At 56.4% G+C, this 21,996-nt stretch carries 21 protein-coding genes; 19 read left to right on the top strand and 2 right to left on the bottom strand.

Going from position 1 to position 21,996, the window contains the following annotated elements:
* Positions 1–18: 18 nt before the first annotated feature.
* The 19 genes from AC07ED_RS08405 (at position 19) to AC07ED_RS08315 (ending at position 18,692) form a co-directional block, all read left to right on the top strand.
* Complete coding sequence (locus tag AC07ED_RS08405) at positions 19–246, top strand: hypothetical protein (protein WP_245918057.1); 228 nt, start codon at positions 19–21, stop codon at positions 244–246.
* A 70-nt stretch (positions 247–316) separates the two neighbouring features.
* A complete protein-coding gene (gene nuoE, locus AC07ED_RS08400; protein WP_105235388.1) occupies positions 317–1,384 on the top strand; it encodes an NADH-quinone oxidoreductase subunit NuoE in 1,068 nt (355 codons plus the stop codon).
* A gap of 165 nt (positions 1,385–1,549) precedes the next feature.
* Positions 1,550–2,392 (top strand): NADH:quinone oxidoreductase, encoded by an 843-nt coding sequence (locus AC07ED_RS08395; RefSeq protein WP_105235387.1) that lies wholly within the window; start codon positions 1,550–1,552, stop codon positions 2,390–2,392.
* A gap of 10 nt (positions 2,393–2,402) precedes the next feature.
* Positions 2,403–2,618, top strand: a complete 216-nt coding sequence (locus AC07ED_RS08390) for a DUF5337 domain-containing protein (protein ID WP_067549222.1) — start codon at positions 2,403–2,405, stop codon at positions 2,616–2,618.
* A gap of 13 nt (positions 2,619–2,631) precedes the next feature.
* Complete coding sequence (nuoF, locus tag AC07ED_RS08385; RefSeq protein WP_067549219.1) at positions 2,632–3,912, top strand: NADH-quinone oxidoreductase subunit NuoF; 1,281 nt, start codon at positions 2,632–2,634, stop codon at positions 3,910–3,912.
* Between the two features lie 397 nt (positions 3,913–4,309).
* The gene (locus AC07ED_RS08380) at positions 4,310–4,699 is read left to right on the top strand and encodes a DUF5333 domain-containing protein (RefSeq protein ID WP_105235386.1); all 390 of its coding nucleotides are present in this window, start codon (positions 4,310–4,312) and stop codon (positions 4,697–4,699) included.
* 341 nt (positions 4,700–5,040) lie between these two features.
* Positions 5,041–7,062: an NADH-quinone oxidoreductase subunit NuoG gene (nuoG, locus tag AC07ED_RS08375; RefSeq protein WP_105235385.1), complete on the top strand. Its 2,022-nt coding sequence runs from the start codon at positions 5,041–5,043 to the stop codon at positions 7,060–7,062.
* Positions 7,063–7,101: 39 nt separating this feature from the next.
* Positions 7,102–7,458: a hypothetical protein gene (locus tag AC07ED_RS08370; protein WP_231924775.1), complete on the top strand. Its 357-nt coding sequence runs from the start codon at positions 7,102–7,104 to the stop codon at positions 7,456–7,458.
* 10 nt (positions 7,459–7,468) lie between these two features.
* Positions 7,469–8,506 carry an NADH-quinone oxidoreductase subunit NuoH gene (nuoH, locus tag AC07ED_RS08365; RefSeq protein ID WP_105235384.1) on the top strand — a complete coding sequence of 346 codons (1,038 nt, stop codon included), beginning with the start codon at positions 7,469–7,471 and terminating at the stop codon, positions 8,504–8,506.
* Positions 8,507–8,509: 3 nt separating this feature from the next.
* Positions 8,510–9,004 carry an NADH-quinone oxidoreductase subunit NuoI gene (nuoI, locus tag AC07ED_RS08360; RefSeq protein ID WP_067549194.1) on the top strand — a complete coding sequence of 165 codons (495 nt, stop codon included), beginning with the start codon at positions 8,510–8,512 and terminating at the stop codon, positions 9,002–9,004.
* A complete protein-coding gene (locus tag AC07ED_RS08355; RefSeq protein ID WP_067549191.1) occupies positions 9,001–9,414 on the top strand; it encodes a carboxymuconolactone decarboxylase family protein in 414 nt (137 codons plus the stop codon). Before nuoI ends, AC07ED_RS08355 begins: the two co-directional genes overlap by 4 nt.
* Entirely contained in the window at positions 9,411–10,016 is a 606-nt protein-coding gene (locus AC07ED_RS08350; protein WP_067549188.1) for an NADH-quinone oxidoreductase subunit J, read from the top strand. Before AC07ED_RS08355 ends, AC07ED_RS08350 begins: the two co-directional genes overlap by 4 nt.
* Before the next feature lie 40 nt (positions 10,017–10,056).
* A complete protein-coding gene (nuoK, locus tag AC07ED_RS08345) occupies positions 10,057–10,362 on the top strand; it encodes an NADH-quinone oxidoreductase subunit NuoK (protein ID WP_067549185.1) in 306 nt (101 codons plus the stop codon).
* 6 nt (positions 10,363–10,368) lie between these two features.
* The gene (gene nuoL / locus AC07ED_RS08340) at positions 10,369–12,489 is read left to right on the top strand and encodes an NADH-quinone oxidoreductase subunit L (RefSeq protein WP_105235383.1); all 2,121 of its coding nucleotides are present in this window, start codon (positions 10,369–10,371) and stop codon (positions 12,487–12,489) included.
* Entirely contained in the window at positions 12,489–14,042 is a 1,554-nt protein-coding gene (locus tag AC07ED_RS08335) for an NADH-quinone oxidoreductase subunit M (protein WP_105235382.1), read from the top strand. The genes nuoL and AC07ED_RS08335 overlap by 1 nt, the downstream gene beginning before the upstream one ends.
* 12 nt (positions 14,043–14,054) lie before the next feature.
* Positions 14,055–15,491: an NADH-quinone oxidoreductase subunit NuoN gene (gene nuoN / locus AC07ED_RS08330; RefSeq protein WP_105235381.1), complete on the top strand. Its 1,437-nt coding sequence runs from the start codon at positions 14,055–14,057 to the stop codon at positions 15,489–15,491.
* The gene (locus tag AC07ED_RS08325) at positions 15,481–16,242 is read left to right on the top strand and encodes a biotin--[acetyl-CoA-carboxylase] ligase (RefSeq protein ID WP_478242077.1); all 762 of its coding nucleotides are present in this window, start codon (positions 15,481–15,483) and stop codon (positions 16,240–16,242) included. The genes nuoN and AC07ED_RS08325 overlap by 11 nt, the downstream gene beginning before the upstream one ends.
* Before the next feature lie 12 nt (positions 16,243–16,254).
* Complete coding sequence (locus AC07ED_RS08320) at positions 16,255–17,028, top strand: type III pantothenate kinase (RefSeq protein WP_105235379.1); 774 nt, start codon at positions 16,255–16,257, stop codon at positions 17,026–17,028.
* Positions 17,025–18,692, top strand: coding sequence for a ribonuclease J (locus AC07ED_RS08315; protein WP_105235378.1), 1,668 nt, complete (start codon positions 17,025–17,027; stop codon positions 18,690–18,692). Before AC07ED_RS08320 ends, AC07ED_RS08315 begins: the two co-directional genes overlap by 4 nt.
* 52 nt (positions 18,693–18,744) lie before the next feature.
* Here AC07ED_RS08315 and AC07ED_RS08310 read toward each other — a convergent pair whose 3' ends face one another.
* Together AC07ED_RS08310 and AC07ED_RS08305 are read right to left on the bottom strand one after the other, a co-directional pair.
* Positions 18,745–20,229 carry a DEAD/DEAH box helicase gene (locus AC07ED_RS08310; protein ID WP_105235377.1) on the bottom strand — a complete coding sequence of 495 codons (1,485 nt, stop codon included), beginning with the start codon at positions 20,227–20,229 and terminating at the stop codon, positions 18,745–18,747.
* A gap of 145 nt (positions 20,230–20,374) precedes the next feature.
* Positions 20,375–21,982, bottom strand: a complete 1,608-nt coding sequence (locus AC07ED_RS08305) for a peptide chain release factor 3 (RefSeq protein ID WP_105235376.1) — start codon at positions 21,980–21,982, stop codon at positions 20,375–20,377.
* Positions 21,983–21,996: the final 14 nt, after the last annotated feature.

Raw genomic sequence — 21,996 nt, 5'->3', positions numbered from 1 at the left:
TTGGTTGTGTTAGCCTGTATGCCCGGTAGTGTGTTTGCCGATGTTGCGGCTGATAAAGCCGCGCTGTCCAAAGCCATTGAGGCTGCAGGCTGTGTGGTTACCGCCGAGAATGGCGACGAGATTTTTCAGGCCTCTGGTCTGACCGAAGAGCAAGTATTTGCTGCCGTGGCCGCGCTCTATGAGTCGGGGCAGGCGGTTCTTCAACCCGACGGGAGCATGTCGCTCCAGACTGAGGCGTGCAAGTGAGCCGCCGCGCAGAAATTGAAACCAAGGTTGGTGCATATCGCGCCGCCGAAAAGACCGGAGCCTGACGCCGATGCTTCGCCGTTTGCACCACGAACAGCCCTCGTCCTTTGCTTTTACCCCTGCGAACCTTGCATGGGCTGAAGGTCAAATTCAAAAGTATCCCGAAGGCCGTCAGGCATCGGCAATCATCCCGCTTCTTTGGCGCGCCCAAGAGCAAGAAGGTTGGCTGACCCGTCCAGCAATCGAAACGGTCGCTGACATGCTCGGCATGGCCTATATTCGTGCGCTCGAAGTGGCTTCGTTCTACTTTATGTTCCAGCTGCAGCCGACTGGATCGGTCGCGCACATCCAGATTTGCGGTACCTTGTCCTGCATGATCTGTGGTGCCGAAGACCTGATCGGCGTCTGCAAAGAAAAGATCAACGAAGCACCGTACACTCTGTCTGCGGATGGCAAATTCACTTGGGAAGAAGTGGAATGTCTGGGTGCTTGCACAAACGCGCCTATGGCTCAGATCGGTAAAGACTACTACGAAGACCTCACCGCTGATGGTCTGCGCAAACTGCTCGACGATCTTGCTGCTGGCAAGGTTCCGACACCGGGCCCTCAGAACGGTCGTTACGCTGCAGAGCCCCTGTCGGGTCTGACATCGCTGACGGATCACGAAAGCGGCAAACACCAGTATAACGCGTCGGCTCAGCTGGCTGTTGATATCGGTGATACCGTAAAGCGCATCGACGGCACCGAAGTCCCGCTTTTGACACCGTGGATCAAATCGGGTGCAACCGCTGCAAAAGCCCCTGCCAAGAAAGCCGCTGCGAAGCCTGCCGCAAAGAAAGCTCCGGTAGAGAAGGCTGCAGCACCAGCGAAAGCGGCAGAGGTTGCTGCGGTTGACGAAAAGCAGCCGGAAGTTCTGACCGCACCGCGCGCATCGGGCAAAGACGACCTCAAGAAGATCTCTGGCGTTGGTCCGAAGCTCGAAGCTCTGCTCAACGAGCTTGGTTTCTATCACTACGACCAGATCGCGAAATGGACTGCCCAAGAGGTTGCTTGGGTCGATGCCCGTCTCAAGTTCAAAGGTCGTATTGAGCGTGACGATTGGATGGCTCAGGCCGCGAAACTCGCCTCTGAATCGTAAGAATATCGCCTTAGGTCGCGCCTAGACTGTGTAAATATTGCACTTTAGGCGCGATCTGAGGTGGATTTGCTATCAAATTTTACAAATTTGAGTAGTCTTCCTTTAGAAGGGCACAGAAGCCTCCAGCAAATGAGAGGCTCATGGGACGTTGAAGGAGTTTAGACTATGACTAATTCGAATACTGGTTGGGGCTGCCGGCAGATTAGCTGGCTCGCGGCCGCGATTATTGGTGTTGTTGCAGCCATCATTCTTGGCGTTGCTGCACACTGGGGATGGTTCCTCGCTATTTTGGCGGGGATCGTTGTGGCCGTTATTGCGGGCCTCATTCTGACATATTTCTTCTGCGGCGAGGCGGCAGCGCCTGCCGGCAGCGCATCTACATCATCGACACCTGCGGCCGCAGAGGCTCCCGCTACGGTTGCTGCGGCACCTGCTGAAGCCGCACCGACTGCGGCACCTGCGGCTGCGACATCCGCTGCGCCAGCGGCTCCCGCTGCAGTGATCAAACCGTCCAAGGCTCTCGCCGGCGAAGAAGAACTCGCCTCGCAGAAGGGCGATTGGAAATATGAAGCGCCTGCTGCGGAACCTGCAAAGCCAGCTAAGAAAGCAGCGGCAAAACCAGCTGCCAAAGCTGCGCCGAAAGCTGAAAAAGCTGCAAAGCCTGCTGCAAAAACGACCAAGGCGAAGGCCGCTGCCACTAAGGCACCTGCACCTGCTGCCGAGGGCGGAAAACCTGCGGCGCTGAGCGCACCGCGCGGTGGCAAAGCGGACGACCTCAAGGTTATCGAAGGCATCGGCCCGAAACTGGAAGAATTGGTAAACAGCTACGGCGTGTATCACTACGACCAGATCGCGGCTTGGGGCGCGGACGAGGTTGCTTGGATGGACGGCAACATGCCGCGCTTTAAAGGGCGTGTGACCCGTGACAAATGGGTGGCACAGGCTAAAATTATTGTTGAAGAAGGCATCGAAGCGTTCCTTGAACGTGCCAAGACCAACGATTACTAACTGACGCACCATGACCCACGATCCGAAACAACCGACACCTCAAAATGGCCAACGTTCTGCGTTGTTCCTCGCTGGTGTTGGTGTGTTTTGGATCGTGGCGACATGGGCCGGAGGTCAATTTGGGCTATCCAATCGGACCCGTGCCCTTTTTGATATTATCGCCCTCGTCGGATTCGGCTGGGCTTTATGGATGACTTATGGCATCTGGCGGTCACGCCAGAAGTGATGAAAGGTGAGCCATGCTCAAGGATCAGGACCGGATTTTCACCAACCTCTACGGCATGCACGACCGCACCCTCGCTGGTGCGAAGGCGCGCGGGCATTGGGATGGTACTGCGGATATTATTAAAAAAGGCCGCGACTGGATCATTGATGAAATGAAAGCCTCCGGTCTGCGTGGCCGTGGTGGTGCGGGCTTCCCGACCGGTTTGAAGTGGTCCTTCATGCCGAAAGAATCAGATGGTCGCCCCAGCTACCTGGTGGTGAACGCTGACGAATCAGAGCCGGGCACCTGTAAAGACCGCGAAATCATGCGCCACGATCCGCACACGCTGATCGAAGGCTGCCTGATCGCGTCTTTCGCAATGAATGCACATGCCTGCTATATCTACATCCGTGGCGAATATATCCGCGAACGCGAAGCACTGCAGGCTGCGATCGACGAAGCTTATGACGCTGGCCTTCTGGGTAAGAATGCTGCTGGCTCTGGCTGGGACTTCGATCTTTACCTGCACCACGGTGCAGGCGCTTATATCTGCGGTGAAGAAACCGCGCTGCTCGAAAGCCTCGAAGGCAAAAAAGGCATGCCGCGTATGAAGCCGCCGTTCCCTGCTGGTGCGGGTCTCTACGGTTGCCCGACCACCGTGAACAACGTCGAATCGATTGCTGTTTGCCCGACCATCCTGCGTCGTGGTGCGTCGTGGTTCTCTGGCATGGGTCGCCCGAACAACGTCGGCACCAAACTGTTCGCGATCTCTGGTCACGTAAACAACCCATGTGTTGTTGAAGAAGAGATGGGCATCACGTTCGAAGAACTGATCGAAAAGCACTGCGGTGGCATCCGTGGCGGCTGGGATAACCTGCTTGCCGTGATTCCAGGTGGTTCGTCTGTTCCCTGCGTTCGCGGCGAAAAGATGAAAGACGCGATCATGGACTTCGATTACCTGCGCGGTGAACTGGGCTCTGGCCTCGGTACTGCGGCAGTGATCGTCATGGATAAGTCGGTCGACATCGTGAAAGCGATCTGGCGTCTGTCCAAGTTCTACAAGCACGAATCCTGCGGTCAGTGCACCCCGTGCCGTGAAGGCACCGGCTGGATGATGCGCGTGATGGAACGTCTGGTTCAGGGCAATGCATCGGTTGAAGAGATCGACATGCTTTGGGACGTGACCAAACAGGTTGAAGGTCACACCATCTGTGCGCTCGGCGACGCGGCGGCTTGGCCGATCCAAGGTCTGATCCGCAACTTCCGCCCAGAGATCGAAGAGCGTCTCAAGGGCCGTGCGATCGCTGCAGAATAATCGAGACTGACAGAGTTTTATGAGGCCACCCTTCGGGGTGGCCTTTTTCGTTCCGAAGAAGAGATTTCATACTTGCTGTGGGTGAAATAAAATTCGATTAAACCTCCATAGATTTAGTTGGAGAATGTTATGAGAGTTTTGATTGCGGCAGGATCGTTAACAGTTTTGATCTTGGCGGGGTGTGTAGAAACCCGTGCTCCAATTTCGACGGTCGCAGCTCCTCCACCTGTTGAAGGTGGGATTTAATCAGCGACTGAATTTCCTTCACGCTCGTGGTTAACGGCGAAAACTGACCGAAAAACCCGATAACGCGCCGTTGCTATTGAATAGCAGCGGCGTAAGTCTTTTGTATCCGACCATGATCCCGACTGATCTGCACCGGAAGACTGGATATTAGATGCGTTACCTCTTGCCGTTCACCTTTATGCTAATGGCGACCCAAGCCTCGGCTTTGCCGCCGCTCAAGGATGTGCCTGAAATCCGCGATGGGATTATCGCGGCGGGCATGGCGATTGAGATCGGGGATAAATGCGACAGCATCTCGGTTCGGTTGCTGCGCGGGGCGCTCTATCTCAACAGCCTAAAGTCGCGAGCCGAGGACCTTGGTTATTCGCGGGCCGAAATTGACGCCTATGTCGATGATAAGGTCGAGAAGGCGCGGCTTGAAGGGATCGCACGGGCGCAACTGGCGGATCTGGGTGCAGTGACAGGGCAGGGAGACACGTACTGCACCGTTGGACGGTCCGAAATGGAAGCGCAGACCGCCGTTGGTCGACTGTTGCGTTGATTCTATGTTCAAATCAGAGTGCTGCGGGGACTGCGGCGTACCCCTCTATAAAACCGACGTGGATTGCCCCGTTTGTGCGGTAAGAAGCACCGCACAGGCCCCAGCCCCCTTTTTCATAGCGGTTTTCGTTGTTTTGATCGCGATTTTTGCCGCCGTGCCGATCTTTGCCGCGATGCTGCTGATCTAAAAGAAATCGGCAAAACCTGAAATTTACCTCAGTTTTGGTGACGTTCGCGCTGGCATAGCGCGGCAAGCCGCGTTAGAACCGCCGCGACTGTATGCATCTGCGTGCGTGCCATGCGGAGCTTTGGGTCGTAGCGACAAGAACCAAAAGGCTGGCCATGTCCGATCTTAAGAAAATCATCATCGACGGGATTGAGGTAGAAGTGCCCGGTGCCATGACCCTGATTCAAGCCTGTGAAGAGGCTGGGGTTGAAGTTCCGCGTTTCTGCTATCACGAGCGTTTGTCCATCGCGGGCAACTGCCGCATGTGCCTCGTTGAGGTGGTCGGCGGCCCGCCGAAACCTGCGGCCTCCTGTGCGATGCAGGTCAAAGACTTGCGCCCTGGCCCTGAGGGTCAGCCGCCTGTTGTGAAAACCAACAGCCCAATGGTTAAAAAGGCGCGTGAAGGCGTGATGGAGTTTCTCCTGATCAACCACCCGCTGGATTGCCCGATCTGTGACCAAGGTGGCGAATGCGACCTTCAGGATCAGGCGATGGCTTACGGCGTCGACTTCTCGCGCTACCGCGAGCCGAAACGTGCGTCGGACGACCTGAACCTCGGCCCGCTCGTTGAAACCCACATGACCCGTTGTATTTCGTGCACCCGCTGTGTGCGCTTTACCACTGAGGTCGCTGGTATCACCCAGATGGGTCAAACCGGCCGTGGCGAAGATGCAGAGATTACATCGTACCTGAACCAGACACTCGATTCGAACATGCAGGGCAACATCGTTGACCTCTGCCCTGTTGGTGCTCTGGTTTCCAAACCTTATTCGTTTACCGCTCGTCCGTGGGAACTGACCAAAACCGAAACCATCGACGTGATGGATGCGCTTGGTTCGAACATTCGCGTTGATACCAAAGGCCGCAAGGTCATGCGTATTCTGCCGCGCAACCATGACGGCGTGAACGAAGAGTGGATTTCGGACAAGTCGCGTTACGTGTGGGACGGCCTGAGCCGCCAGCGTCTCGACACACCTTACATCCGTGAGAACGGCAAGTTGCGCAAAGCGGGCTGGGACGAAGCTCTGACCGCTGTTGCTGCAGCGATGAAGGGCAAGAAAGTCGCTGGTCTGATTGGTGATCTGGCGAACGTCGAATCCGCATTCAGCCTCAAAACTCTGATCGAAGGTCTGGGTGGCAAGGTTGAGGCGCGTACCGACAAGGCGCGTCTGCCTGCTGGTAACCGTTCCGCTTATGTCGGCACCGCGCTGATCGAAGACATCGATCACGCTGACAACATTTTCATGATCGGCACCAACCCACGTGTTGAAGCGCCAGTTCTGAACTCTCGTATCCGCAAAGCGTGGCTGCGTGGTGCAACTGTTGGTCTGGTCGGTGAAGCTGTCGATCTGACCTACGATTACACCCACGTTGGCACAGATCGCGCTGCGCTTGAGCAGCTGTTGGCGATGGATCACTCTGACAAACAAGGCACCAATGGTGTCATCATCGTTGGTCAGGGCGCATTGAACGAAGCTGACGGTGAGGCCGTTCTGGCTGCCGCACAATCGCTTGCTGAAAAGGGCGGTGCTAAACTTCTCGTTCTGCACACTGCAGCAGGTCGTGTTGGTGCGCTGGACGTAAACGCTGTGACCGAAGGTGGCCTTGAGGCTGCTCTTGATGGTGCTGAAGTTGTTTACAACCTTGGCGCCGACGAAGTTGAGATCGGTGACGGCGCATTCGTGATCTACCAAGGTTCGCATGGCGACCGTGGTGCACACCGCGCTGACATCATCCTGCCGGGTGCAGCTTACACCGAAGAAAACGGTCTCTTTGTGAACACCGAAGGTCGTCCTCAGCTCGCAATGCGCGCAGCGTTTGCTCCTGGTGAAGCAAAAGAGAACTGGGCGATCCTACGTGCACTGTCCGCAGAGCTGGGCGCAACCCTTCCGTGGGATTCGCTGGCTCAGCTGCGTCAGGCGCTGGTCGCTGCGGTTCCGCATCTGGCTGACATCGACGTTGTTGCTGAGAACAATTGGACTGCGCTGCCTGTAGCTAAGCTGGGCAAAGCAACCTTCCGTAACGTGGTCAAAGATTTCTACCTGACCAACCCGATTGCTCGGTCGTCTGCATTGATGGCTGAACTCTCGGCAGCGGCCAAGGCACGCGCCGAATCGACCAAGGTCGCGGCGGAGTAAAAAAACATGAGAGCCATCGTCATATCGGCGTTGGCTCTTATGGGGTGCACCGCATCCCACGACACTGGAGCAGGGCAGGGACCATCGGTCCCAACTTACAAAGGTGTCGAAACACGGCTCTTAGATGGCGACCTTGTTGGTTTTAAGGTTGCAATGACAGGGGCAAGGGGGCCAGAGGACGTAGAACGCTACGCTCGATGCGCCGCCGCACAATACACGCTGATCCGTGGATACGGGTTTGCACGACACGTTCGCACTCTAGTCGATGAAGAGGCTGGAACTTGGGTCGCGGATGCTGTTTACACCATCTCGCCGGCGCTACCGCGCGGGTTAAGAACAATAGACGCCGAAGTTACGGTGGCCGATTGCGGCGCATCGGGCATACCGACGGTGTAAGGGGACGAATATGGTTGAATTTTTCACCACGACCAACCTTGGGATCCTTCTGCTGACAGTGGGTCAGTGCCTTTTGGTACTGGTACCGCTTCTGGTGGCTTTGGCCTTCCTGATGTATGCCGACCGCAAGGTCTGGGCTGCGGTGCAGATGCGTAAGGGCCCGAACATCGTAGGTGTGTTTGGTCTGCTGCAATCCTTTGCGGACTTTATCAAATATATCGTGAAGGAAATTGTCGTGCCTGCTGGCGCTGACAAATTCGTCTTCTTCCTCGCACCACTGATCTCGTTCGTGATGGCTGTGATCGCATGGGCGGTTATCCCGTTCAACGACGGTTGGGTCCTCGCTGACATCAACGTCGCGATCCTCTACGTCTTTGCGATCTCGTCGCTCGAAGTTTACGGCGTGATCATGGGCGGTTGGGCATCGAACTCCAAATATCCGTTCCTCGGCTCGCTTCGCTCTGCCGCGCAGATGATCTCTTATGAGGTGTCGATCGGCCTGATCATCATCGGTGTGATCATCTCGACCGGTTCGATGAACTTTGGCGACATCGTTCGTGCCCAAGACGGCTACGGCATCCTGTCGTGGTACTTCATCCCGCACTTCCCGATGCTGTTCCTCTTCTTCATCTCGGCCTTGGCTGAAACCAACCGTCCTCCGTTCGACCTTCCTGAGGCTGAATCGGAACTGGTTGCGGGTTATCAGGTTGAATACTCTTCGACCCCGTTCCTTCTGTTCATGATCGGCGAATTGACCGCTGTCGTGCTGATGTGTGCGCTGGTGTCGCTGCTGTTCCTTGGCGGCTGGTTGTCGCCGGTAGAATTCCTGCCCGATGGCATCCTCTGGATGGTCGCGAAAATGGTGTTCTGCTTCTTCATCTTCGCGATGGTTAAGGCCATCACCCCTCGTTACCGTTACGACCAACTGATGCGTTTGGGTTGGAAAGTATTCCTGCCGATGTCTCTGGCTTGGGTCGTTCTGGTGTCGTTCCTCGCTAAATTCGAAGTCCTCGGTGGGTTCTGGGCCCGCTGGGTGATTGGAGGCTAATCCATGACGCAGATCGATTACGGCCGCGCGGCCAAATATTTCCTGCTCGCTGACTTCATCAAAGGCTTCCGTCTCGGGTTCAAATACTTCTTCGCGCCCAAGGCGACGTTGAACTACCCGCACGAAAAAGGCCCGCTGTCCCCGCGTTTCCGTGGTGAACACGCGCTGCGTCGTTATCCCAACGGCGAAGAGCGTTGCATCGCATGTAAACTCTGCGAAGCGATTTGCCCGGCTCAGGCGATCACCATTGATGCGGAACCCCGCGAAGATGGCTCGCGCCGCACAACGCGCTACGACATCGACATGACCAAATGCATCTACTGCGGCTTCTGCCAAGAGGCCTGCCCAGTTGACGCAATCGTCGAAGGTCCGAACTTTGAATTCTCGACTGAAACCCGCGAAGAGCTGTTCTACGACAAGGCAAAACTCCTGTCGAACGGCGACCGTTGGGAAGCCGAGATTGCGCGTAACCTCGAAATGGATGCGCCGTACCGATGACCTCTGGATCTAACCCTTTTGAAGCCATGATGAAGGCTGGGCAGGATTGGGCAAAATCGCTCAATCCCGCGCTGGAATCGTTCATGCCCAAAGGGTTTGAAACCATGTGGCCCACCATGTCCGCAGACATGATGGAAGCAACTATGGGCAAGACCTTTAATCCTGAAGGTCTGGATGCCAAAACCCGTCTGCTTTTGACCCTGACCGGATTGACGATCATGGGTGCCCAAGCCGACGCACAGATCCGCCTGACTGTCCGCCACGCGCGCGAGGCAGGGGCCACCAAACAGGAGATCGCTGAGACCATTGCACAATCCGCAATGTTCGGAGGCGTTCCCGCAATGACCAAAGCCATGACACTCGCGAATGAGGTCATGGAAGAGGACGCTAAAAAGGACCGGGACGAATGAGTGTAGCCGCTATCGCCTTTTATTGTTTTGCGCTGACCACCGTTGCGGGCGGCCTGTTCACAGTCGTGAGCCGGAACCCTGTCCATTCGGTTCTCTGGCTGATCTTGTCGTTCCTCTCTTCGGCGGGGCTCTTTGTTCTGCTGGGCGCGGAATTCATCGCGATGCTCTTGATGATCGTTTACGTCGGTGCGGTCGCGGTTCTGTTCCTCTTTGTGGTCATGATGCTCGACATCGACTTTGCCGAGTTGAAGGCTGAGATGGCGAAATACATGCCGCTCGCGCTTCTCATCGGTGTGATCATCCTCCTGCAGCTTGCGATGGCTTACGGGTCGTGGGCGTATTCGGACGGTTTCGAAACCCGTCTGGCCGCACCGCAGGGCGATATGCAAAACACTGCCGCGCTGGGTCTGTTGGTTTACGACAAATATATCATGCTTTTCCAACTGGCAGGTCTGATCCTGCTGGTCGCGATGATCGGGGCCATCGTGCTGACCCTGCGCCACCGCCAAAACATCAAACGTCAAGACGTTCTTGCCCAGCTTTACCGTGATCCGGCCAAAGCGATGGAGCTGAAAGACATCAAACCGGGGCAGGGGCTGTAATGCCAAAATTCGCGAAAAACAAAAGCGAGGGACGGAAGAAATGATCGGAATTGAACACTATCTCACAGTCGCTGCGGCACTGTTCGTCATCGGGATTTTCGGGCTGTTCTTGAACCGCAAGAACATCATCATCCTGCTGATGTCGATCGAATTGATCCTTCTGTCGGTCAATATCAACTTCGTCGCTTTCTCGTCCTTCCTGAACGATCTGGTTGGCCAGGTGTTCACCCTCTTCGTGCTGACGGTTGCTGCTGCTGAAGCGGCGATTGGCCTCGCGATCCTCGTCTGTTTCTTCCGCAACCGCGGGACCATCGACGTTGAAGACGTCAACGTGATGAAAGGCTGATCCGACATGGAAAAGTTTATCCTTCTTGCCCCATTTGTCGGGTCGCTTATCGCGGGTTTCGGCTGGCGCTATATCGGTGAAAAGGGCGCGCAGTGGCTGACCACTGGCATCCTGTTCCTCTGTGCTGCGCTGAGCTGGGTTCTGTTCCTGAATTTTGACGGCCAAGCTTACACGATCCACCTGCTGGACTGGATCAACTCTGGCACGCTGAGCACCGATTGGGCGATCCGTATCGACCGTCTGACCGTGATCATGCTGATCGTTGTGAACACGGTGTCGTCGCTCGTGCACCTCTATTCCATGGGCTACATGGCGCATGACGAAAACTGGGGTCATCACGAACACTACAAGGCACGTTTCTTTGCCTATCTGTCGTTCTTTACCTTCGCCATGCTTATGCTGGTTACCTCTGATAACCTCATACAGATGTTCTTTGGCTGGGAAGGCGTGGGCGTCGCATCCTACTTGCTGATCGGTTTCTACTACAAAAAACCGTCGGCAAACGCTGCTGCGATGAAAGCTTTCGTTGTGAACCGCGTTGGTGACTTTGGTTTCGCACTGGGTATCTTCGGTCTCTACATGCTGACCGACAGCATCCAGTTCGACGTTATCTTTGATAATGCGCCGCATCTGGCTGAAACCCAACTTCACTTCCTGTGGAGCGATTGGAACGCCGCAAACCTGCTGGCCTTCCTGCTCTTTGTTGGTGCGATGGGTAAATCGGCTCAGCTGATCCTGCACACATGGCTGCCTGACGCGATGGAAGGCCCGACACCTGTTTCGGCTCTGATCCACGCAGCAACCATGGTAACCGCAGGTGTGTTCCTCGTCTGCCGCATGTCGCCGCTGTTCGAATACGCACCGGAAACCAAATCGTTCATCATGTACTTGGGCGCTGCGACTGCATTCTTTGCGGCAACTGTCGGCCTCGTTCAGAACGACATCAAACGCGTGATCGCATACTCGACCTGTTCGCAGCTGGGCTACATGTTCGTTGCGGCTGGCGCAGGTATCTACGGCGCTGCGATGTTCCACCTGTTCACACACGCATTCTTTAAGGCGATGTTGTTCCTTGGCGCCGGTTCGGTCATCCACGCGATGCACCACGAACAGGACATGCGGAACTACGGTAACCTGCGTAAGAAAATCCCGTTCACATTCTGGGCGATGATGATTGGTACGCTGGCTATTACCGGTGTTGGTATCCCGCTGACCTACTACGGTTTCGCTGGCTTCCTGTCCAAAGATGCGATCATCGAGAGTGCTTACGCTTCGGGTAACGGTTTTGCCTTCTGGGCACTGGTTATCGCGGCTCTGTTCACCTCGTTCTACTCGTGGCGCCTCATGTTCATGACCTTCTACGGCAAAGAACGTGGCGATCATCACGCACATGAACACGCACACGAAAGCCCGCTGGTTATGCTGGTGCCGCTTGGTGTTCTTGCTATGGGCGCGATCTTTGCGGGTATGATCTGGCTGAAGCCGTTCTTCGGCGATCATGACAAAATGACCGAATTCTTCGGCATGCCGCACCACGTTGCTGCAACCGAAGAGGGCGCTGCTACCGATCACGCTGCACCCGCTGAGGAACATGCCGCGACTGACGCGGCCCACGGTGAAGTCGCTGCAGATGCGTCTCACGCTGCAATGGCGGCAGAGCATCACGGTGCAGAGCGTGGCGCGATCTACATGTCGGACGCTTCGAACGAAGTTCTCGACGCTGCGCACCACTCGCCAGTGTGGGTCAAGGTTAGCCCGTTTATCGCGATGCTGATCGGTTTCTTCACCGCTTGGGTGATGTATATCCGCAAGCCGCACCTGCCCGCACAGCTGGCAGCGAACCAGGCTCCGCTCTACAACTTCTTGCTCAACAAATGGTACTTCGACGAGCTGTATGACTTCGTCTTTGTCCAGCCTGCTAAGGCCATCGGTCGCTTCTTCTGGAAACGCGGTGACGAGCAAACAATCGACGGCGGGATCAACGGTCTGGCGATGGGTATCGTGCCCTTCCTGACCAAACTCGCAGGCCGCGCCCAGTCCGGTTACGTCTTTACTTACGCCTTCGCGATGGTTCTGGGCATCGCGGTCATTCTGACCTGGGTGACGCTCACCGGGGGATCGCACTAATGGAAAATCTTCTTTCGATCGTAACCTTCATCCCGCTCTTGGCCGCGGCCATTCTGGCCCTGTTCCTGCGTGGTGACGATGAAGGCGCCCGTAAGAACGCCAAATGGGTGGCAATGATTGCGACCGTTGCGACCTTCCTCGTGTCGCTGTTCATTCTGGCTGGTTTCGATCCGTCGAACACTGGAATGCAGTTCGTCGAAGACCGCGAGTGGCTCTTTGGTCTTCACTATAAAATGGGCGTAGACGGCATTTCGCTTCTGTTCGTGATGCTCTCGACCTTCCTCATGCCGCTGGTGATCTGGTCGGCTTGGGACGTGACGCACCGCACCAAAGAATACATGATTGCGTTCCTGATGCTGGAAACGCTGATGCTCGGCGTGTTCATGGCGCTGGATCTGGTCCTGTTCTACGTCTTCTTCGAAGCAGGCCTGATCCCGATGTTCCTCATCATCGGTATCTGGGGTGGTAAGAACCGCATCTACGCGTCGTTCAAATTCTTCCTCTACACCTTCCTCGGCTCCGTGCTGATGCTGGTGGCGATGGTTGCGATGTATGCAGACGCGGGCACGATGGATATCCCGACCCTGATGACCCACGAATTCTCGACCGCTGGCTTCTCGGTGCTCGGTATTCAGGTGGTTGGCGGTCTTCAGACCATGCTGTTCCTCGCGTTCTTTGCATCTTTCGCGGTGAAAATGCCAATGTGGCCTGTTCACACTTGGTTGCCTGACGCACACGTTCAAGCACCGACCGCTGGTTCGGTTGTTCTGGCTGCGATCCTGTTGAAGATGGGTGGCTACGGCTTCCTGCGCATCTCGCTCCCGATGTTCCCAGTTGGCTCTGCTGTGATGGGTGATCTGGTACTTTGGATGTCGGCTATTGCGATCGTTTACACCTCGCTCGTCGCACTGGTCCAAGAGGACATGAAAAAGCTGATCGCTTATTCGTCGGTTGCACACATGGGCTACGTGACCATGGGTATCTTCGCGATGAACCAGCAGGGTATTGACGGTGCGATCTTCCAGATGATCAGCCACGGCTTTATCTCTGGCGCACTGTTCCTCTGTGTTGGCGTGATCTACGACCGCATGCACACTCGTGACATCGACGCATACGGTGGCCTCGTAAATCGTATGCCGGCTTACGCGCTGTTGTTTATGTTCTTCACGATGGCGAACGTTGGTCTGCCGGGTACCTCGGGCTTTGTCGGTGAATTCCTGACGCTCATGGGTGTCTTCCAAGTGAACACTTGGGTGGCTGCTGTTGCGGCACTCGGCGTGATCTTCTCGGCAGCTTATGCGCTGTGGCTCTACCGCCGCGTCGTCATGGGCGAGTTGATCAAAGAGAGCCTCAAATCCATCACCGACATGACTGGCCGTGAAAAGATGATCTTTGCACCGCTCGTCATCATGACCTTGCTCTTGGGTATCTACCCGAGCCTCGTGACCGACCTCATCGGGCCGAGCGTTGAAGCACTGGTTCACCACGTCCACACCGCCATCGAGGCGAGCGACCTGACCGTCGCCGCTGTGGCCGAAGTCGCTGCACACTAAGGAGCCGGACAAATGATCTCGAGCGATATCCAAATCGTCCTTCCGGAAATCATCCTCGCGCTCTTTGCGATGGGTGCGCTGCTCGGTGCAGTCTACACTGGCAAAGACAAAACCGCGTCTTTCCTGACATGGCTCACCGCTGGTGTGTTCCTTGTGCTCGGCGCATGGATCGGCCTGAACGGGCAGGGCACACAAGAAGCGTTTGGTGGCATGTTCATCGACGATAGCTTCTCGCGCTTTGCCAAGGTTGTGATCCTGTTCTCGGCGGCTGCGGTTCTGATCGTCAGCATCGACTACATGGCGAAACGCGATCTTCTGCGTTTTGAATATCCGATCCTCGTTGCTCTCGCGACTGTGGGTATGATGGTCATGGTTTCGGCTGGCGACCTGATGGCTCTCTATATGGGCCTCGAACTGCAATCCCTCGCTCTCTACGTCGTGGCTTCGCTGCGTCGTGACAGCGCGAAATCGACCGAAGCTGGTCTGAAATACTTCGTTCTCGGCGCTCTGTCCTCTGGTCTGCTGCTCTACGGTGCATCGCTGACCTACGGCTTTGCTGGCACCACACTGTTCTCGGGCATCCTGACCGCTGTTGGTCACGACGTCTCCATCGGCTTGCTATTCGGCATGGTCTTCATGATGTCGGGCTTCGCGTTCAAGGTTTCGGCAGCACCGTTCCACATGTGGACCCCTGACGTTTACGAAGGTTCGCCGACCCCAGTGACCGCGTTCTTTGCGACCGCACCCAAAGTCGCTGCGATGGGCCTCTTCGCTCGTGTTGTCTATGACGCCTTCGGTGGTGTTGTTGGCGACTGGCAGCAGATCGTCATGATGCTCTCGATCCTGTCGATGTTCGTTGGCGCAATCGCCGCAATCGGTCAGACCAACATCAAACGTCTGATGGCGTATTCGTCGATCGCTCACATGGGCTTTGCCCTGATGGGTCTGGCTGCTGGCACCGCAATGGGTGTTGAAGCCATGCTGGTCTATATGTCGATCTACGTGACCATGAACATCGGTTCATTCGCCTTCATTCTGTCGATGGAAAAAGACGGTAAACCAGTCACCGAGATCAAAGCTCTGTCGATGTATTCGAAAAAAGAGCCACTCAAGGCGGTGGCACTGCTGGTCTTGATGTTCTCGCTGGCTGGCGTTCCGCCGATGCTCGGCTTCATGGGTAAGCTGGCTGTGTTCCGTGCAGCGCTTGAGGCTGACCTCGTATGGCTCGCTGTGGCCGCTGGTATCGCGTCAGTGATCGGTGCGTTCTACTACTTGCGCGTCGTTTACTACATGTACTTCGGCGAAGACTCTGATGCTCTCGATGGCACTATGTCGCCTGTCGCATGGGGCATGCTGGTGGCGTCCGCTGTGATCATGCTGGTTGGTATCGTGAACCTCTTTGGTATCGTGCCGATGGCAGCTGAGGCGGCGCAGGCGCTTGTCAACTGATCTAAACGCAGGGCCACGTTGGCCCACGGGCGTTGACCTTGTCGTCTTGGACGAGGTTGATAGCACAATGACCGAGGCTGCCTTAAGGGTGGCCTCGATCCGTGTTCCGACATGGATTATGGCCAAACGCCAAACCGCAGGGCGGGGACGGCGTGGGAAGCAATGGGTGGATCCACGCGGGAACCTCGCTGCGACGCTGGTTTATAAACCCAAAGCCACACCACAGGATGCAGCGCTTCGGTCGTTCCTCGCCGCTGTTGCTTTGTTTGAAACGCTGGCCTTCTGGGTGCCCCGCGAACGGCTCTCTTTGAAATGGCCGAACGATGTTTTGCTCGACGGGGGCAAGGTGGCGGGCATTTTGCTGGAAAGCAGTGGCACGGCGGAAAGTGTGAATTGGTTGTCGATTGGCGTAGGGGTGAACCTCGCTACGGTCCCTCAAGGGGTTGAAGGAGCAGCATTCCCACCTGTGAGCGTGTCTTCCGTGGCAGGCCATGTGATCAGGCCAAAGGATTTCCTGAGCCTTCTTGCGACGAATTTCATTACCCAAGAAAACAAACTGACTTATTTCGGGTTCGAACGTATTCGTGCGGATTGGCTCCGCAATGCGGCGCGGTTGGGGGAAACGATCACAGCCCGCACCGCCCAAGAGACTTTGACAGGTATCTTTGATACCATCGACCGCGACGGCAATTTGGTTCTGATCACAGGGCGCGGCCCTGTTACGATCAGCGCCGCCGACGTGCATTTCTAAAGGGGGCAGGCCATGCTTTTGTGCATCGACTGTGGCAACACAAACACCGTGTTTTCTGTCTGGGATGGGCAGGACTTTATCGCGACGTGGCGGACCTCAACCGAACACCAGCGCACGGCGGACCAGTATTTCGTCTGGCTCTCGACGCTGATGGCGCACCAGAAGATCAACGTTGAAATCGACGAAGTGATCATCTCGTCCACGGTGCCCCGTGTGGTATTTAACCTGCGCGTTCTGGCGGATCGTTATTTCAACTGTCGCCCGCTCGTTGTTGGCAAACCTGAGTGCGCTCTCCCGCAGCAACCGCGTGTGGATGCGGGAACGACTGTTGGCCCCGACCGTCTGGTAAACTCTGCTGGCGCTTATTCGCGGCACGGCGGCAACCTGATCGTCGTCGATTTCGGCACCGCGACCACCTTTGATGTTGTGGCAGATGATGGTGCCTATGTTGGTGGCGTGATCGCCCCCGGTGTGAACCTCAGCCTAGAGGCGCTGCACCGTGCGGCGGCTGCCCTGCCTCACGTCGATATCAGCCGTCCTCAAACGGTGATCGGCACCAATACCGTTGCTTGTATGCAATCGGGCGTGTTCTGGGGCTATGTTGGCCTCATCAAAGAAATCTGCGCGCGCATCCGCGATGAATATGATGCGCCGATGAAAATCATCGGGACAGGCGGGCTCGCTCGTCTTTTTGAACAGGTCGATAACCTCTTCGATGTGATCGAGGATGACCTGACCATGCACGGTCTGACCGTGATCAATGATTACAATAAGGAAACTACATGAGCAGTGAACGACTGATTTACCTGCCGCTCGGTGGCGCGGGCGAGATCGGCATGAACGCCTATGTCTACGGATATGGCGCACCAGATAAGGAACGTCTGATCGTTGTCGATCTCGGTGTGACCTTCCCCGATATGGATGGGAGCCCCGGTGTCGACCTGATTTTCCCTGATATCACGTGGCTCGAAGAGCGTAAGGATCAGATCGAAGGGATTTTTATCACCCACGCGCACGAGGACCACGTGGGGGCCGTTGGCCTCTTGTGGGAACGCCTCGGAGCGCCGATCTATGCGCGGACCTTCACCGCGAATATCGCGACCCGCAAGCTGTCCGAAAAACACCTGCCCGAAGGCATCGTGCGCACCGTAGGTGCCTATCCTGCGGTCACGAAATGCGGCCCGTTTACCGTTTCGGTCGTGCCGATGAGCCACTCCATCCCAGAGAGCGGCGGTCTGTTGATCGAAACGCCTAACGACCGTGTGTTCCACTCTGGCGACTTCAAGATCGACAAAACGCCTGTCGTTGGTGAACCCTTTGACGAGGATATGCTGTCTGAAATCGCAAAGGGCGGCATCAAGGCGCTTGTGTGCGATTCCACCAACGTGTTTTCCGAACACGCAGGGCGGAGCGAGGCTGAGCTCGCCAAACCGCTCCAGGCGCTGATCGAAGAGCAAAAAGGCATGGTCGTTGCGACCACCTTTGCGTCGAACATCGCGCGTTTGAAAACGCTGGCTGTTGCCGCGCAAAACGCGGGTCGGTCGATCTGTCTCTTGGGTCGTGCAATGCGTCGGATGGTCGAGGCAGGGATTGAGACAGGTATCCTGTCGGACTTCCCATCGGTCATTTCGCCCGAAGATGCGGCGAGCATCCCGCGCGAAAACGTCATGCTGCTGGTCACTGGCTCCCAAGGTGAACGCCGCGCGGCCTCTGCCCAACTGTCTCAAGGTAAATACCTCGGCCTGTCGCTCAAAGAGGGCGATACGTTCATCTTTTCGTCCAAGACCATCCCAGGCAACGAACGTGGTGTGATCCGCATCATGAACGCGCTGTCGGAAAAGGGGGTTGAGGTGATTGATGACCGTGGTGGCCTCTACCACGTATCGGGTCACGCGAACCGTCCTGATCTGAAGAAACTGCACCAGATCATGCAGCCACAAATGCTGATCCCAATGCACGGTGAACACCGCCACCTGCGCGAACATGTAAAGCTGGGCGCGGAAAGCGGGATCACAGGCGTGATTGCGGTAAACGGCACAATGGTGAACTTGTCAGGCAATCGCCCTGAGGTTTGCGGCTATGTCGAAACGGGCCGCACCTATTTGGACGGTTCGGTGCAGATTGGTGCGCTGGATGGCATCGTGCGCGACCGTATCCGCATGGCGCTGAACGGTCATGTGACCGCGACGTTGATCATCGATGAACATGATGAGCCGCTGGGCGATCCGTGGTGCGAACTGATGGGGCTTCCTGAAATGGGTCGCAACAACGCGCCGCTCGTTGATGTTCTCGAAGAGGACCTGAGCCAGTTCATTAACCGCGCCGATGACAAGACGCTCTTGGATGATGATGAATTGGAAACTCAGCTGCGCCGTATCATTCGGAATTCGTGCCAGAATGAGATTGGTAAAAAGCCGGAAGTGACGATCATCATCAGCCGATTGAACTGATCGGCGAGAGATTAAAAATCCCGCGAAGAGTGATCTTCGCGGGCTTTTTTGTTTAGGCTTTGCGGCGCTCGTCAAAACTGAGCCGGATAAAGGCGGGGGCATCGTCGCCCATCCCGATCACCTGATCGTCGCGGTCACGGCGGCGGTCACGACGTTGGCCACGATCACGATTGTTGTCGCGGTTGTTGTCGCGCTGCGGACGCTGTTCGCGCTCCATTGGCTTTTCAACGGCAGCGACTTCTTCGACGACCTCAGGGGTAGGGGCCTCAACCACCTGTTCCTGCGGTTTCGCGGCTTCGTCTTTCTTGCGCGATCCACCACGGCGGCTACGGCTGCGCTTTGGCTTGTCGTCTGACGCCTCGGGTTTGTCCTCGGTGGCTTCGATCTGGCCGAGCGGGTTTTCTAGAACAGGAATGTCCTTGCCCAACAGCTTTTGAACGGCGTCGAAGTTCTTTTCGTCGCGCGGTTCGCAGATCATGATGGCTTTACCATCGCGGCCAGCGCGACCTGTGCGGCCAATGCGGTGCACGTAGTCTTCTGGGTGGCCTGGCACGTCAAAGTTAAAGACGTGGGTCACAGAAGGCACGTCCAGACCACGGGCAGCCACATCAGAGGCCACCAAGATCTTGATCTTGCCTTCGCGGAAGGATTCGAGCGTAGAGTTCCGCTGGCTCTGGTCCAGATCGCCATGGATCGGGGCCGAGTCATAGCCGTATTTGCTCAGCGATTTGTGGCAGATATCAACGTCCGACTTGCGGTTACAAAATATCACTCCGTTCTGCAGCTTATCGCCTTCGGCATCGATCAGCGCGCGAAGAAGCTGACGCTTCTCGCTCGCTGCGCGGTCACGACGGGAGCCTTTGAAATGCACAACGTGCTGTTCAATACGCTCGGACGCGGTCGCCTGACGGGCCACCTCGACCTTGGCGGGGGTGTGCAGGAAGGTGTTTGTGATGCGCTCAATCTCGGGCGCCATAGTGGCCGAGAAGAACAGCGTCTGACGGGTGAACGGCGTCAGGTTAAAGATGCGTTCAATGTCAGGGATAAAGCCCATGTCGAGCATACGGTCAGCTTCGTCGACGACCATGATCTGCACGCCAGTGAGCAGCAGTTTACCACGCTCAAAATGGTCAAGCAGACGGCCGGGGGTGGCGATCAGAACGTCAACACCACGGTCGATTGCCGCGTCTTGGTCTTTGAACGACACGCCGCCGATCAACAGGGCCTTTGTCAGTTTTGTATGCTTTGCGTAAACGTCAAAGTTCTCAGCCACCTGAGCCGCCAATTCGCGGGTCGGGCAAAGAACGAGCGACCGCGGCATCCGTGCACGTGCGCGACCACGGCCCAAAAGGGTGATCATTGGCAGCGTAAAAGATGCGGTTTTCCCTGTGCCCGTCTGCGCAATGCCTAGAACATCGCGGCCTTCGAGGGCAGCGGGAATAGCGCCAGCCTGAATAGGGGTTGGGGTTTCGTAGCCGGCTTCGGCAATCGCCTTGAGAACCTTTGCATCAAGGTTCAGATCAGAGAATTTTGTCATTTACGTCCATAGTCGCGGCCCGTCGGGGGCCGAAGGTTATGGGACGCAACATGCCAACGCGCCCCGCGTCAATAGTTCCCGCAAGCGGGCTGTGGCCTTCTATACCGAAAACCGTCTTCAGGTCAATCGGAGCGGCATTTGCCCCTTAAACCATCATTTCCTTGGTCGCGGTCAGTTTGACATCGGGGTAATCGCGCTCCACGCGGTCGATGTCCCACTGCAAGCGGGTCAGGAACACAACATCGCCGTCGTTGTCGTGGCTGATGTGCTGTTTGTTGGCTGTGATGAATTTATCGACCGCGGCTTTATCCCCTTGAACCCAACGGGCAGAGGTGAACTGCGACGGTTCAAAGCGCACGGGCAGGCCGTATTCCAGTTCGATCCGGCTAGCGAGCACTTCGAACTGAAGTTGGCCAACGACACCGACGATAAAGCCAGAGCCGAATGCGGGTTTGAACACCTTTGCAGCGCCTTCTTCGGCGAACTGCATGAGAGCTTTCTCGAGGTGCTTGGCCTTCATCGGGTCGCCCGCGCGGCAGTTCTGCAAAAGCTCTGGCGCGAAGGATGGGATGCCCGTGACCTTGAGGTTTTCGCCTTCGGTCAGGGTGTCGCCGATGCGCAATTGCCCGTGGTTCGGAATACCGATGATATCGCCAGCCCAAGCCTCTTCGGCCAATTCGCGGTCCGAGGCGAGGAACAGAACAGGGTTCGAAATCGCCATAGGCTTTTTAGAACGAACGTGTGTCAGCTTCATGCCGCGATGGAAGTGGCCCGAGGCCAAACGGACAAAGGCCACGCGGTCACGGTGTTTCGGGTCCATGTTCGCCTGAACCTTGAACACAAAGCCAGCGACCTTGTTTTCCTCGGGCATAACCTGACGCGGGTCAGCGGATTGCGGCTGCGGTTCGGGGCCGTATTTGCCGATGCCGTCCATCAGTTCTTTGACGCCGAAAGAGTTGATCGCAGAGCCGAACCAGATCGGGGTCATGTGGCCCTCAAGGACCGCCTGATGGTTCAACTCGGGCAGCAATTCGCGCGCCATTTCGATCTCTTCGAGGAATTTCTCCAGAAGATGCGCGGGGATGTGTTCCTTCAGCGCGGGATCGGTGAGGCCTTTAATCTCGATGCTCTCTGCGACGCGGTTGCGGTCCGCACGATCCATCAGTTCAAGACGGTCGTTCAAGAGGTCGTAGCAGCCCATGAATTCTTTACCCATCCCAATGGGCCAAGACGCAGGCGTCACGTCGATCGCAAGGTTTTCCTGAATTTCGTCGATGATGTCGAACACATCACGGCTTTCGCGGTCCATCTTGTTACAGAAGGTGAGGATCGGAAGGTCACGCAGACGGCAGACTTCGAACAGCTTTTGGGTCTGGCTTTCCACACCCTTTGCGCCGTCGATCACCATCACGGCGGCATCAACAGCCGTCAGCGTGCGGTAGGTATCCTCAGAAAAGTCCGAGTGGCCGGGGGTGTCAACGAGGTTGAACCGAAAGTTCTTAAAGTCGAACGACATTGCCGATGCGGATACGGAAATCCCGCGATCCTTTTCCATCTGCATAAAGTCCGACCGTGTGCGCCGCGCTTCGCCCTTAGCGCGGACCTGACCAGCCATCTGGATCGCACCACCGAACAACAGGAACTTTTCGGTAAGAGTGGTCTTACCGGCGTCAGGGTGCGAAATGATCGCGAACGTGCGGCGACGTGCGATTTCAGCGGGCAGGGCGGGGCGATTTGAAGCGGTATCGAGCATGCTCGTGCCTATAC

The sequence above is a fragment of the Aestuarium zhoushanense genome (assembly GCF_056431045.1).
Note: the sequence above shows the minus strand (reverse complement) of the source record. Positions and strands in the feature narration are given on the sequence as shown.